Raw genomic sequence first — 13,173 nt, 5'->3', positions numbered from 1 at the left:
AAGCCTCAGGAGCACTCCCCTATGTCCACACGTCTCTCCAGTCCCTCCCGCCGCATTGCCGCGATCGGTGCCGTCGTCGCCCTCGTGGTCGCGCTCGTCGCCGCGGGCATCGCCATCGGCAAGAACGCCGGCGGCTCCGGCAAGCGCGGGCCCGCCGCCGACTCCGCTCCCTCCTCCGACCAGCGCCAGGAGGTCTACGACAAGCTGGAGAAGGCCACCGCCCGCCGCGCGGACGGCGACCCGCTGGCCGTCGGCAGGACCGACGCGCCCGTCGTGCTCGTCGAGTACGCCGACTACCAGTGCTCGTACTGCGGCAAGTTCACCCGCGACAGCCAGCCCGAACTGATCAAGAAGTACGTGGACGAGGGCACCCTGCGGATCGAGTTCCGCAACTTCCCGATCTTCGGCAAGGACTCCGAGCGGGCCGCCCGCGCCTCCTGGGCGGCCGGTCAGCAGGGCCGGTTCTGGCAGTTCCACGACGAGGTCTACGCCAAGACCCGCAAGGGCGACGCGCTCGCCGAGGACAAGCTCGTCGACATGGCCAAGGACAGCGGCGTCACCGACCTCGACAAGTTCCGCGCCGACCTGAACGGCACGGCCTCCGCGGACGCCGTGAAGAAGGACCAGGAGGAGGGCTACTCCATCGGCGTGCAGTCCACCCCCTCCTTCCTCGTGAACGGGCAGCCGATCGCGGGCGCCCAGCCGATGAGCGCCTTCGACGAGGCCATCGCGCGGGCCAAGGCGGCGAAGAAGAGCACGAAGTGACCGACATCGGCTACCTCGCTGCGTTCCTCGGCGGCGCCCTCGCCCTGGTCAGCCCGTGCAGCGCGCTGCTGCTGCCCGCGTTCTTCGCCTACTCGCTGACGAGCCCCGGCCGGCTGCTCGCCCGTACGTCCGTCTTCTACCTGGGGCTCGCCACCACGCTCGTCCCGCTCGGCGCCGCCTCCACCGCCGCCAGCAGACTCTTCAACGGCCACCGCGACCTGCTGATCACCGTCGGCGGCTGGGTGGTGATCGCGATGGGCGCGGCGCAGATCCTCGGTCTGGGCTTCGCGTCGAAGCGGGCGCAGGCGGCGGCCGGGCGGATCACACCGCGGTCGGCCGCGTCGACGTTCCTGCTGGGCTGCGTGTACGGGCTGGCCGGGTTCTGCGCCGGACCGATCCTCGGCGCGGTGCTGACCGTGACCGCGGTGCACGGCAATCCGGTGTACGGGGCGTCGATGCTCGCCGTCTACGCCCTGGGCATGGCGCTGCCACTGTTCGTGCTGGCGCTGTGCTGGGACCGCTTCCGGCTCGGGGGACGGGCCTGGCTGCGCGGCCGGGAGTTCCGCGTGGGACCGCTGCGGCTGCACACCACCTCCCTGGTGTCCGGGCTGTTCTTCATCGGGATCGGGGTGCTCTTCCTCGCGTACGACGGGACGACCGGGCTGCCCGGCTTCCTGGACGCGGACCAGGAGTTCCGCCTGGAGGAACTGGCCTCCCGGGTGGGCAACGCCGTACCGGACTACGCCCTGCTCGCGGTCGTCGCCCTGGCCGTCGCCGGGGTGCTGGCGCGGATCGCGCTGCGGCCGGAGAAGCAGGCGGAGACGGAGAAGGCAGAGGAGGTCACGCCGGGTCGGCCGCCCGCTCGGCGTTCATGACGGTGGGGCATGCTCGTCAGGTGGGACGCTTCCCCGCTCCGCGCCCGCGGAGCGGGGTCGCGGGTCAGAACTGGACGTCGGAACAGGCGTAGAACGCGTTGCCGGTGTCGGCGATCGTCCACACCGCCAGGATCAGCTGCTTGCCGGTCCGCCCGTCCGGGATCGTCCCCTCGTGGGTGACGGTCGCGTCGGGCACCCGCCCTCCGTACGGCACCGTCAGGAACGGCTCCGGTTCGAGATCCGACCTGGTGAGCGGCATGGTCGGGTCGTAACTCGGCTTGGTGAGGTAGTACTTGAAGTCGGTCGTCGCGTGCCGGGCCGTGAGCCGCCACCGGAAGGTGTAGCTCTGCCCCGCGGTGACCTGGGTCGCGGGCCACTGCCCGCCACGGGGATCGTCGAGCTGGGCGAAGCGGCTGTTGCCGCCCGCGCAGATCGTGCCGTCGGAGGGTCCGTGCGAGGGGAAGCCCTTGGGGCCCTCGACGCTCTGGGGCTCCCATTGGATGTCACCGCAGTCCTGCACGGTGCCGTTCGCGCAGAATTCCTGGCGACTGGTGGGAGAGTCGGTGTAGCCGTGGCTGTTGGCACTGCCCGTGCCGAGCAGGGAGACAGCGGCGATGCCGAGGCCGATGATCGCCGCACTGATCTTTTTGCGCATGCTGGAAGCTCTCCTCGAAGAACGTGGGGGGTTCTGTGAACTCGGGAACGTGGGGGTTCCGTGAGCCGAGAGAAATGCGGTCTAGACCAAGGCGGAGGCTAGTACCGACGTCTAGTCATGTCCAGGCCAATGGTTGAAAGAAATCCGGCCGAGGCCGTACGGTCACGCGCGGTCAGCGGACCCGGCCGTACCGGTTCGGGTGGTAGCGCGAGAACGTGGAGACGCGGACCTTCATGCCGGGCCGCGGCGCCTCGATGTACCGCTCGTCCCCCAGGTAGATCCCCGCGTGGTGCACGCCGGACGCCTTGCCGTTGCTGGTCCAGAAGACGATGTCGCCGCGGCGCAGGGCGGAGCGTGCGATCCGGGTCGTGGCCCGGTACTGGTCGGACGCGATGCGCGGCAGCCTGACCCCGGCCCGGCGGTACGCCTGCTGGATCAGCCCGGAGCAGTCCCATTTGTGTGGCCCGTTGCCACCGAGGGCGTACGGATCGCCGATGTGCGCCATGGCGAAGGCGATGGCGGGTTCGAGGTCCCGCCGCCCGGCGACGGGACCCTCCAGCACCTCACCGGTTCCCGCGTCCGGCACGTCCTCGGGCACGCCCGTGTCGACCACGGACTCACGCACCCCCTCCCGTACGGGCTCCCCAGCCACCCCCGACCCGACCTCGGACTGCCCCGATCCCGGCCCGGCCACCCCCGGACGCCCCGGGACCTGACCGACTCCGGCAGGACCCACACCCGGGGGCACCGGTTCCGCCCCGGCCGTCCCCGGACCCACCGGATCCTGACCGCCCCCGACAGGGCCCGCATCCGGGGGCACCAATTCCGGACCCACCCCAACCCCGGCAGGGCCCGCGCCCTCCGGAGACACCACCCCTTGGCCGGACCCGGCGGAGGCCGCCTCCCCCGGAGGCTCCGCGTCCACCCACCCGCCGGCCCCCGCACCCACACCACCGGCCCCTGCCCCCTGGGCCCCCACCCCCGGACGATCCGCCCCCTGCCCCGGCGACGAAGGCTCCGCCCCCGCGTGGTCCACCCCCGGCCCGGCAGTCACGGCATCAACGCGACCGTCTCCCTGCTCCCGAGACCCCACACCAGGACGACCCGAACCCGGGCCCGCCCCCGCCTGGTCCGCCCCTGGCCCGCCAGTCCCCGCGTCAGCGCGACCGACTCCCTGCTCCCGAGGCTCCACACCAGGGCGACCCGAACCCGGCCCGGTCACCCCCGGAAGCTCCAAACCCGGACGCCCCGGCCCCGGAGCCTCCACCCCCGCCTGATCCACCCCCGGCCCGGCAGTCGCCGCATCAGCACGGCCGGCCTCCTGCTCCCGAGACCCCACACCAGAGCCGCCCGATCCCCCACCCGACCCCGAGGGCTCCGCGCCGGGCCCGGCATCCGCACGGCCCGCCCCCTGACCCGGCCCCGAAGGCCCCTCCCCCGCCTGATCCGTCCCCGGCCCGGTAGTCGCCGCGTCAACGCGACCGTCTCCCTGCTCCCGAGACCCCACACCAGGACGACCCGGCCCCGGGCCCGGCCCCGGAAGCTCCACACCGGGCCCGGCAGTCGTCGCATCAGCGCGGCCCACCCCCCACTCCCGAGACTCCGCACCAGGGCGGTCCGATCCCCCACCCGACCCCGGAGCCCCCGCCCCCGGCGCATCCGACGGGCCCGTGCCCTGCCCCTCCACCCCTGGGCCCGGGCGCGGAGGCCCCGCGTCCAAGTGGCTCAGATCCTGCCCGGAAGGCCCCGAAGGCTCGGGAGGCCCCGAAGACCCCGCCTCCCGGCGATCCGGGCCCCCGCCACCCGACGACCCGGCAGCCCAGCGGCCCAGCGCCCCCGTATCGTGACCGCCCGCCCCCACGCACCCGCGCACTCCCGGCCCGGCCAGGACCGCCGCTCCCACCGCCACGACCGCCGCGCCGCGCATCGCACACCTGTGCCACGCGTGACTCTCGCCACTCGCGCCACCCTCCCCGGCCCCCTCCGTCTCGGTGAATGCCGGTATTCGCACGGCGTCGCCGCCTTCCCTCGTACGAGGCACAGCCTCTCAATGGCCAGCAAAAACCGCATGTCGGGGCATTACGGTCAGCAAGCAGGGCCGTCACCGCGATCAAGGGGTGGTCGGGAGCACCCTCCCGGATCGGGTAGAGTTTTCTTTGTCAGCAGGCGCCGCTAGCTCAGTTGGTTAGAGCAGCTGACTCTTAATCAGCGGGTCCGGGGTTCGAGTCCCTGGCGGCGCACAGACGGAAGAAGGCCCCTCACCACTGGTGAGGGGCCTTCTTCGTGCGCGCGGAAGATCCCGGAAGCACGGGTACCACTTCCGAACGCTTCAACCGCATTCACACAGGTATCCACGAGGCGCACCGCTTTGCCCGGTAAACACCTTGTTTCACCCTTGTGATCATGGTGCGGCGTCCGAGATCCTAACCAAAAGCAATGACTCAACGTCATTGGGTAACCAATGAGTTGGGCTGTGCCGGTGGGGAGCCGGCATGACCGGGCCCGTACGGCCGTGGGGGGCGACAGGGGCTCGCGACTGACACACGCAGTCAGCATGCGTGCGGGGGGAATGACCATGACGTCCACACCTGCCGACGCCCGGCAGCAGATCCATCGCCCGGCGGCCACCGGCGCACCGCCGCGCGCGCCGGGCCGCCAGGGCCCGCACTCCGCCGGGGCCACGCCGACACCGCTCGGCGACCACATCGCGGCCCTGACGCCCACGCGCCTGCCCAGAGCGCGCGGGCGCTACGACTACGAGCACTACAGCAGGCTGGCGGGCCCGCTCACCGAGCCCGAGCCCGGCAAGCCGTACCGCGTCCGCTACCGCAGCCTCCTCGCGGACGAGACGCACCGCGTCATCGGCGCGCTGCTGCTCGGGGCCGCGCCCGTCGTCTCGGCAGGGCTGCTGCTGTGGCTGATGCAGCCCGCGCACTGGACGCAGCGCGACCATGTCTCGGCCCTGACCCGGACGCTGGACGCGATAATGCTGGTGTCGATCGGGCTGATCGAGCTCTTCCGCACCCTGAACGTCGCCTCCAACGCCCACGCCACCCTCGTGGCGCGCGACCCGGTCCCGGTGGTGCCCGAGAGCGGCACCAAGGTCGCGTTCCTCACCTCGTTCGTGCCCGGCAAGGAGCCGATCGAGATGGTCACCCGGACGCTCCAGGCGGCGGTCCGGCTGCGGCACCGCGGCCCGCTGCACGTCTGGCTGCTCGACGAGGGCGACGACCCCCAGGTCAAGGACATCTGCAGACGGCTCGGCGTCCACCATTTCTCCCGCAAGGGGGTCGAGGAGTGGAACCAGCCGAAGGGTTCTTTCCGCGCGAGAACCAAACACGGGAACTACAACTCCTGGCTGGCCGCCCACGGCGACGACTACGACTTCTTCGCTTCCGTCGACACCGACCACGTGCCACTGCCCAACTTCCTGGAGCGCATGCTCGGCTACTTCCGTGACCCGGATATCGCGTTTGTCGTTGGACCACAGGTGTACGGGAACTACGATGCGGCCGTGACCAAGGCCGCCGAGAGCCAGCAGTTCCTTTTCCACGCCCTGATCCAACGCGCCGGCAACCGCTATGGCGCCCCCATGTTCGTCGGCACCAACAACGCGGTCCGCATCAGCGCTCTCAAGGGCATCGGCGGGCTCTACGACTCCATCACCGAGGACATGGCGACCGGCTTCGAACTGCACCGGCACCGCAATCCGGCGACCGGCCGGAAGTGGCGTTCCGTGTATACCCCGGACGTCCTCGCGGTGGGCGAGGGGCCGAATTCCTGGACCGATTTCTTCACCCAGCAGCTGCGCTGGTCCCGGGGCACTTACGAGACCATCATCAAGCAGTTCTGGAAAGGCCCGGCCACCCTGTCGCCGGGCAAATTCCTCAACTACTCGCTGATGGTCATCTATTATCCGATGACCGCGCTCAACTGGCTGCTCGGCGCCCTCAGCTGCGCACTGTTCCTGGGGCTCGGCGCCTCCGGTATCCAGATCGATTCCGAGGTCTGGATGATGCTCTACAGCGATGCGGCGGCCCTCCAGATCGGGCTCTACATCTGGAACCGCAGGCACAATGTGTCGCCGCACGAGCCCGAGGGCTCCGGCGGGCTGGCGGGCATGGTGATGTCCGCGCTGTCGGCGCCGATCTACGCCCGTTCCCTGCTGGACGCGGCCCTGCGCCGGAAGAGCACCTTCGTGGTGACACCCAAGGGCGACTCCGCCAGCCCGGACACCCTGTTCGGCACGTTCCGCGTGCACCTGTTCTTCCTCGCGGTGTTCGGCGGCTCGCTGCTGGCCTCGTTCTGTCTGGGGCACACGCACATCGCGATGCGCACCTGGGCGACGCTGGCCCTCGCGATCACCCTCGCGCCGATCGCCGCGTGGTGGTGGACCGTGCGCCGAGCCCGGCAAGCCGTGGAGGCCGGCCGATGAACCAGCCCCGTTTCCGTGTCAGCCGCCGCACCCGCCGGATGGCCGTCGGGTCGGCGGTGGTGCTCGTCCTGGCGGGAATGAACGGTCCTGCGCTGTGGGGCTACGCCTCCGACCAGTACCACGAGTACAAGATCAATCAGCCCGGGTACAAGGCGAAGAACGGCCACTGGGACGTCGTGGACGTCCCCGACGAATACCGCATCAACACGATCCACGCCGCGCTGCTGCACACCGGCAAGGTGCTGCTGGTCGCCGGTTCCGGGAACAACGCCGCGAATTTCAAGGCGAAGTCCTTCCGTTCCGTCCTCTGGGACCCGGCGAAGAACACCTTCAAGAACATCCCCACCCCGAAGGACCTCTTCTGCTCGGGGCACACCCAACTCCCCGACGGGAAGCTGCTGGTGGCGGGCGGCACCCAGCGCTACGAGAAGCTGGGCGGGGACGTCACCAAGGCCGGCGGTCTGATGGTCGTCCACAACGAGGACCCGGACAAGCCGATGACGCTGCCCACGGGCACCAGATTCACCGGCAAGAACAACGGCAAGACCTTCGAGTCCAGGGACCCCGTGCTCGTGCCGCGGGCGAAGAAGGTCCAGGACGAGCAGACCAAGAAGGTCACCGTCACGGTGAGCACCGCCCGCGTCTATGTCGAGGCCCTGGAGAAGGGCCACCAGTTCGAGACGGGGCTCACCGACAACTACACCATTCAGGGCCTCAAGGGCACCGACGTCCGCAATGTATACGGCATCGCCAACAAGCTCTCGTTCGACAAGAAGGACTTCCAGGGCATCAAGGACGCCTACGAGTTCGACCCGGAAGCCGAGCGCTATGTCACGGTCGATCCGATGAACGAGGCCCGCTGGTATCCCACCCTGACCACCCTCAAGGACGGCAAGGTCCTCTCCGTCTCCGGCCTGGACGAGATCGGCCAGGTCGTCCCGGGCAAGAACGAGATCTACGACCCGAAGACGAAGAAGTGGTCCTACCTGCCCAAGGAGCGGTTCTTCCCGACCTATCCCGCACTGTTCCTCACGGACAACGGGCGCATTTTCTACACGGGTTCGAACGCGGGCTACGGCCCGGCCGACAAGGGCCGCTCCCCGGGCATCTGGGATCTCGGCAGCAACGACTTCACCGAGGTCCCGGGGATGAGCGACCCGGACGCCCTGGAGACCTCGATGTCCGTCCTGCTGCCGCCCGCGCAGGACCAGCGCTATATGGTCCTCGGCGGCGGCGGGGTCGGCGAGGACAAGAAGGCCACCGCGCGGACCCGGATCGTCGATCTGCACGCCTCGAAGCCGCGCTTCCGGAACGGGCCCGACCTGTACGCCAAGGCCCGCTATCCCAGCAGCGTCATCCTTCCCGACGACACGGTGCTGACCACCAACGGTTCGGGCGACTACCGGGGGCGCAGCGACTCCAACGTCCTCAAGGCGGAGATCTACGACCCGAAGAGCGATGCCCGGCGCTCGGCCGCCGATCCGCTGGTCGGCCGCAATTACCACTCCGGCGCGCTGCTGCTGCCCGACGGGCGGGTGATGACCTTCGGTTCCGACTCCCTCTTCGGCGACAAGGCCAACACCAGGCCGGGCACGTTCCAGCAGCAGATCGACATCTATACGCCGCCCTATCTCTACAAGGGCGGCACCCGGCCGGAGTTGAAGGACACCGCGCCCCGGACGGTGCAGCTGGGCGGCAAGGTGTCGTACCGGACGCAGGGCGTGCGGCCGGTGGCCAAGATGCGGCTGATCCGTCCGGGGTCGTTCACCCACGTCACCAATGTGGAACAGCGGTCCATCGCCCTCGACTTCACGAAGGAGTCGGGCGGCGTATCGGTGACACTCCCCAAGGACTCGTCCTTGGTGCCTCCGGGCTGGTACATGCTGGCCGCGGTCGACGACCGCGGGGTCCCGTCGGAGGCGGTCTGGCTGAAGGTCCCGGGGGCGTAGGGGCGGCGCCCGGGACCCGGTCGATCAGCGGGCGTTGCGCGCCAGCTCGAGCGCGTACGTCTCCCACCACTGCCCCGCGTCCGGCCCGCCCTTGCAGGTGCCGTCCGACTCCCCCGGCCGCTTCACCCACAGATAGGCGTCCACCAGGGAATCGCCGGTGTGCGTGGTGGGGGGCTCGCCCAGTGCCCGCCCCGAGGGGTTGCACCAGGCCTTCTCGTGGTCGCCGGAGAGCGGGCCGTTGCCGTTGCGGCTGGTGTCGATGACGAAGTGCTTGCCGCCCAGCAGGGACGCCAGGGTGTGCCCGTATTCCTTGTTGTCCTGTGTGGTCTGGAAGTTGGACACGTTGAGCGCGAAGCCGTCGGCCTGTTCGATGCCGGCCCGTTTCAGCGGCTCGACCATCCGGTCGGCGGGCGTGACCCAGCTGGAGTTGCCCGCGTCCAGATAGACCTTGGTGTGCGGCAGCGCCTTGAGCTTGCCCACGGCTTCCTTGAGGAGGGCGTACCGCTCCTCGTGGAACTGCTGGGGGGTGCAGCCGTCCTCCATGTGCGGCAGGGCGTCGGGCTCCAGGATCACGGTGGCGTTGCGGTCGCCGATGCCCCTGGCCGCCTTGTCCAGCCAGTCGCGGTAGGTGTTGCCGTCGGAGGCCCCGCCCTGGCTGTACTGGCCGCAGTCGCGGTGCGGGATGTTGTAGAGGACGAGGAGCGCGGTCCGGTCGGCCTGGGCGGCCGCTTCGGTGTAGCCGCGGGTCTGGCCCTCCGGGTCGTCGACCCCGATCCACTCCGCGACCGGCTGGGCGGCGATCTTCCCCAGCAGGTCGGCCTTCTTGCCGCTGCCGTCCTTGCGGAGCTCGTTGGACCGCTTGGAGGCGGTGGACTCAGGGTTGACCCAGAACGGCGCCCGGGCCTTGGGCTGTTGGGCGGGCTGCCGGGGCGGTGGGTCGGCGGCCGCGGGGGGCTCCGCGGAGGACGATGTGGACGAACATCCGGCGAGGAGCAGCAGGGCCGCCAGGGCGGCTCCCGCACCTGTCCGGGTCGTGCGGGCGCGATGCGTGCGGCCGGTGTGGCTGCCGTACATCCATTCCCCCTTGGGTGTACTTCCTGTGGGGTGTCCCCCGGTCCCCACGGGACAAGACCGGTCTTTTCCATGCTTGCACAGAAATCGCGGCCGCTGTGGGTGCTCGGGCGATGACCCGGCGTCAAATCGCCCTGTTGGAGCAGGGGCAGGCCCCGGAGCCCGCTCAGACATGTCCGGCGCCGGTCAGATAGGCGGATACGACGACGTTGGAGTCGTACGAGTGGTGGACGCGGTCGAAGCCGCCGCCGCAGGTGATCAGGCGCAGCTCGGCACGGTCCGGTCTGGCCGTGCCGTAGACCCGGGCGGCGTCGAAGCGGTCCTTGGGGACGACGGAGACGTCCTCGACGGTGAATTCGGCGGTGGTGCCGTCCGCGCGGTCGACGGTGACGGTGGCGCCGGGTCCGAGGCTGCCGAGGTCGTAGAAGACGGCGGGGGCGTGGTCGGTGTCGACGTGGCCGACGAGGACGGCGGCTCCGGGCGTGCCGGGCTGGGGGCCGCCGCGGTACCAGCCGACGGCGCCGGCCCGCTGGTACGGGGGCGGTGCCACGGCTCCGGCGCGGTCCAGGTCGCTGCCCTCGATCGGGGCCCGGACGCGGAGTGACGTGATGACGAGGGTCTTGGGGGGCGCCGCGGGCAGGGGTGCGTGGGCCGGGGGCAGCGGGTGGGCCTCGGGGCGGCCCGCCGCGGCGACGTCGCCCGCGACGGGGGTGGCGGTGACGTTCCCTTCGGTGATCTCGCGGCCCCAGAGCCACACGGCCACCAGCAGGACGGCCCAGGCCGTTCCGGTCAGGAGGCGGCCGCGGCCGCCGGTGCGCGCTTCGGGCATGGCGGGTCGCCTTCCGTCACCGCCGGGCCGCGTAGGCGCGGCGGCGGTGCCAGATCAGTCCGGCGGCGAGCAGGGTGCCGGCGCCCGCGAGGACGAGGCCGGGGGTGCCGGGGGGTTCGGGCGCGGCCACGGTGCCGCCGCCTCCGGCAGGTACGGGCGCCACGGGCCCGCGCCGCGGCTGCCGGTCGGCGCGGGCGTCGTGTGCCCGGACCTCGCGCCGGTATTGCTCTTCGGTGACGATCGTCAGCCGGCCCTCGGTCCGGCGGCCGTCGCATTCGACCCTGACGGGGTAGCTGCCGGGGGGCGTGGCCGGGCGGACGGTCGCCTCGGTGAACAGTCCTGCGGCGTCCTTGGCCATCCGCGCGTCGGAGACGAACGCCGGTGAGGCGGCGAGCCCCTTGTCGGTGGCGCACCCGGCGACGCGGAGCCGGACGTGGCCGCCGGGGGTGCTGGTCACCGGGGTGAGGCCGACCGTCCCGGACATGGTGACGGGTCCGTCGGTGGCGTACGCGGGGGCCGTGCCGACGGCCAGCGCCGCGAGGGCGGCGCACAGGGCGGAGCGGAGCGGGTCCATGTCCCAGAGCTCACCCGGTGGCATCGGGAGGCGCATCCGCTCCGTCGCGACATTGCTCCGTCCGGTTCCGCGATCCTCCCATTGCCGCACCGGCCCCGCCGCTCCCCGCGGGACCCGGTGACCGGTGCCCGGCGCCCCCCGGGGTCAGATCAGGTCGATCAGGTCGGCGATCGAGTCGACGACGCGGGACGGGCGGAAGGGGTGGCGGTCGACGTCCTCCGGGCGGGTGAGGCCGGTCAGGACCAGGAAGGTCTCCATCCCGGCCTCAAGCCCGGCCAGCACGTCGGTGTCCATGCGGTCGCCGATCATCGCGCTGGTCTCGGAGTGCGCGCCGATCGCGTTCAGCCCGGCCCGCATCATCAGGGGGTTGGGCTTGCCGACGAAGTACGGCTCGCGGCCGGTCGCCTTGGTGATCAGCGCGGCCACGGAGCCGGTCGCGGGCAGCGCACCCTCCGCGGAGGGCCCGGTCTCGTCGGGGTTGGTGGCGATGAAGCGCGCGCCGTCGTTGATCAGACGGATGGCCTTGGTGAGCGCCTCGAAGGAGTAGGTCCGGGTCTCGCCGAGGACGACGTAGTCCGGCTCGACGTCGGTCAGGACGTAGCCGATGTCGTGCAGGGCGGTGGTGAGTCCGGCCTCGCCGATGACGTAGGCGGTGCCGCCGGGCCGCTGGTCGTCCAGGAACTTGGCGGTCGCCAGGGCGGACGTCCAGATGTTCGCGACGGGCACGGCCAGCCCGATCCGCTCCAGCCGGGCGTGCAGGTCGCGAGGGGTGTAGATGGAGTTGTTGGTCAGGACGAGGAAGGGCTTGCCGGACTCCCGGAGCCTTTTGATGAAGGCGTCGGCCCCGGGCACCGGAATGCCCTCGTGCATCAGCACACCGTCCATGTCGGTGAGCCAGGATTGGATGGGCTTGCGCTCTGCCACGGTGGGACTCCTGCCCGTATGCGACCCCTTGCGGGGCTGGGGAAACGCCGGGACGCCGCCGCTCGTGCGCCGCCCCGGCACCTCCAGCCTAATCAGCTTCCGGAGACCTTCTCCCGGGCGCCGGCACCGGAGGGCGGGCTCTTGTCGTCCCGCGCCCGGCCCGGCGCCTCAGCGCCGTGCGCGCCGCGCCCCGACGATCATGGACCCGCCGGCCAGGAGCAGGGCGAAGGCGGAGGCGCCGATCGCGAAGAGGGGGCGCTGCGAGCCGGTGTCGGCGAGCAGGGAGTGCTCGCCCTCCGCGCCGTGGCCCGGGTGCGTGCCCTGGCTCGCGGAGGGCGCGGCGCTCCGGTGGACGGCGGTGCCCTCGACACCGAAGGTGTAGTCGTCGGACTCCCCCACCCAGTCGCCGTTGTTGCCCCGCCGCTGCACCGCGGTCACATTGGCCGTGACCGGCCCTTCGGGGGCACCGCCGGTGAACCCGAGGCGCACACGCACGGGGACGGCCGCGTGCGCGGGCACCGCGAAGCCGGGGAAGTCGGGTGACGTGCCGTCGAAGACGCCGACGTTCTCCGCCTGGTCGGTCCGCTCGAACCGCACCGGCCGCCAGCGGTTGGCGGCGGTGTCGTAGAAGTCGAGCCGGATGTCGGCGGGCTTCAGGACACGCTTCCGGTCGGCGAGGACGGCCACCGGGTGCACGTCCCGGCAGTCGGACGCCGTGTCGTTCCTGAGCTCCAGCTCCCAGGTCTGCTGCTCCCCGTCCCGCTCGTACGTGTCGGGCCCGCCGCTCAGCCGCGCGGCGATCGGGAAGTCGGTGCTCCCGGGACGGCTGCACCGGGACTGCACGGGGGCCCGGTCGCGGGGGTGCTGGGGGTGCTGGGGGTAGGTGGGTGCCGCCGTCGAGACGATCGCGAGCGCGACGGCGCCGACGACGAGCGCGCGGGGCAGGAGCATCGGGCGGCCTTTACGGGTGGGGGCTCGGGGGAAAGCACGGTGTCACTGCGTGGCGGCGCGGTGGGGAGCCGCGCGGGGCGGTGGGCCGAGTGGGCGGCGGTCACCACCCGATATCCGCACGCCTCGGGGCCCGACTGGAGTACGG

11 protein-coding genes and 1 tRNA gene are annotated in these 13,173 nt (G+C 71.3%); 5 read left to right on the top strand and 7 right to left on the bottom strand.

Features of this window, described 5'->3' with window-relative positions; all coding sequences use genetic code 11:
- The first annotated feature begins 21 nt into the window (after positions 1–21).
- On the top strand, positions 22–765 hold the full coding sequence (locus ACWD4A_RS23130) for a DsbA family protein (protein WP_451196814.1): 744 nt from the start codon (positions 22–24) through the stop codon (positions 763–765).
- Complete coding sequence (locus ACWD4A_RS23125) at positions 762–1,640, top strand: cytochrome c biogenesis CcdA family protein (protein WP_451196812.1); 879 nt, start codon at positions 762–764, stop codon at positions 1,638–1,640. Before ACWD4A_RS23130 ends, ACWD4A_RS23125 begins: the two co-directional genes overlap by 4 nt.
- A gap of 64 nt (positions 1,641–1,704) precedes the next feature.
- Here ACWD4A_RS23125 and ACWD4A_RS23120 read toward each other — a convergent pair whose 3' ends face one another.
- Positions 1,705–2,295: a lytic polysaccharide monooxygenase auxiliary activity family 9 protein gene (locus tag ACWD4A_RS23120; RefSeq protein WP_451196810.1), complete on the bottom strand. Its 591-nt coding sequence runs from the start codon at positions 2,293–2,295 to the stop codon at positions 1,705–1,707.
- Between the two features lie 172 nt (positions 2,296–2,467).
- Positions 2,468–2,920, bottom strand: coding sequence for a C40 family peptidase (locus tag ACWD4A_RS23115; protein ID WP_451196808.1), 453 nt, complete (start codon positions 2,918–2,920; stop codon positions 2,468–2,470).
- A gap of 1,541 nt (positions 2,921–4,461) precedes the next feature.
- On the opposite strand from ACWD4A_RS23115, the gene ACWD4A_RS23110 reads away from it, so the two are divergent.
- The 3 genes from ACWD4A_RS23110 to ACWD4A_RS23100 all read left to right on the top strand — a co-directional run bounded on the left by ACWD4A_RS23110 (position 4,462) and on the right by ACWD4A_RS23100 (position 8,679).
- Positions 4,462–4,535 (top strand) — tRNA-Lys (locus ACWD4A_RS23110).
- A gap of 335 nt (positions 4,536–4,870) precedes the next feature.
- Positions 4,871–6,730 (top strand): glycosyltransferase family 2 protein, encoded by a 1,860-nt coding sequence (locus tag ACWD4A_RS23105; protein WP_451196805.1) that lies wholly within the window; start codon positions 4,871–4,873, stop codon positions 6,728–6,730.
- Positions 6,727–8,679, top strand: a complete 1,953-nt coding sequence (locus tag ACWD4A_RS23100) for a galactose oxidase-like domain-containing protein (protein WP_451196802.1) — start codon at positions 6,727–6,729, stop codon at positions 8,677–8,679. Before ACWD4A_RS23105 ends, ACWD4A_RS23100 begins: the two co-directional genes overlap by 4 nt.
- A gap of 24 nt (positions 8,680–8,703) precedes the next feature.
- On the opposite strand, the gene ACWD4A_RS23095 is transcribed toward ACWD4A_RS23100, so the two are convergent.
- From ACWD4A_RS23095 to ACWD4A_RS23075, 5 genes are all read right to left on the bottom strand, one after another.
- Positions 8,704–9,753, bottom strand: a complete 1,050-nt coding sequence (locus ACWD4A_RS23095) for a glycoside hydrolase family 6 protein (protein ID WP_451196799.1) — start codon at positions 9,751–9,753, stop codon at positions 8,704–8,706.
- A 163-nt stretch (positions 9,754–9,916) separates the two neighbouring features.
- Positions 9,917–10,579 carry a class F sortase gene (locus ACWD4A_RS23090; protein WP_451196797.1) on the bottom strand — a complete coding sequence of 221 codons (663 nt, stop codon included), beginning with the start codon at positions 10,577–10,579 and terminating at the stop codon, positions 9,917–9,919.
- A 16-nt stretch (positions 10,580–10,595) separates the two neighbouring features.
- A complete protein-coding gene (locus tag ACWD4A_RS23085; protein WP_451196795.1) occupies positions 10,596–11,153 on the bottom strand; it encodes a hypothetical protein in 558 nt (185 codons plus the stop codon).
- Between the two features lie 144 nt (positions 11,154–11,297).
- Complete coding sequence (locus ACWD4A_RS23080) at positions 11,298–12,077, bottom strand: HAD-IIA family hydrolase (RefSeq protein ID WP_451196792.1); 780 nt, start codon at positions 12,075–12,077, stop codon at positions 11,298–11,300.
- 168 nt (positions 12,078–12,245) lie between these two features.
- Positions 12,246–13,028, bottom strand: coding sequence for a hypothetical protein (locus ACWD4A_RS23075; RefSeq protein ID WP_451196789.1), 783 nt, complete (start codon positions 13,026–13,028; stop codon positions 12,246–12,248).
- Positions 13,029–13,173 lie beyond the last annotated feature (145 nt).

It is taken from the genome of Streptomyces sp. NPDC002537, from assembly GCF_053594975.1.
Note: the sequence above shows the minus strand (reverse complement) of the source record. Positions and strands in the feature narration are given on the sequence as shown.

What these genes read in the sequence shown, in the direction of transcription:
- ACWD4A_RS23130 (WP_451196814.1), top strand. Translation starts at nt 22, where the DNA reads ATGTCCACACGTCTCTCCAGTCCCTCCCGCCGCATTGCCGCGATCGGT.
- ACWD4A_RS23120 (WP_451196810.1), bottom strand. Translation starts at nt 2,295, where the DNA reads ATGCGCAAAAAGATCAGTGCGGCGATCATCGGCCTCGGCATCGCCGCT.
- ACWD4A_RS23105 (WP_451196805.1), top strand. Translation starts at nt 4,871, where the DNA reads ATGACGTCCACACCTGCCGACGCCCGGCAGCAGATCCATCGCCCGGCG.
- ACWD4A_RS23100 (WP_451196802.1), top strand. Translation starts at nt 6,727, where the DNA reads ATGAACCAGCCCCGTTTCCGTGTCAGCCGCCGCACCCGCCGGATGGCC.
- ACWD4A_RS23095 (WP_451196799.1), bottom strand. Translation starts at nt 9,753, where the DNA reads ATGTACGGCAGCCACACCGGCCGCACGCATCGCGCCCGCACGACCCGG.
- ACWD4A_RS23090 (WP_451196797.1), bottom strand. Translation starts at nt 10,579, where the DNA reads ATGCCCGAAGCGCGCACCGGCGGCCGCGGCCGCCTCCTGACCGGAACG.
- ACWD4A_RS23085 (WP_451196795.1), bottom strand. Translation starts at nt 11,153, where the DNA reads ATGGACCCGCTCCGCTCCGCCCTGTGCGCCGCCCTCGCGGCGCTGGCC.
- ACWD4A_RS23075 (WP_451196789.1), bottom strand. Translation starts at nt 13,028, where the DNA reads ATGCTCCTGCCCCGCGCGCTCGTCGTCGGCGCCGTCGCGCTCGCGATC.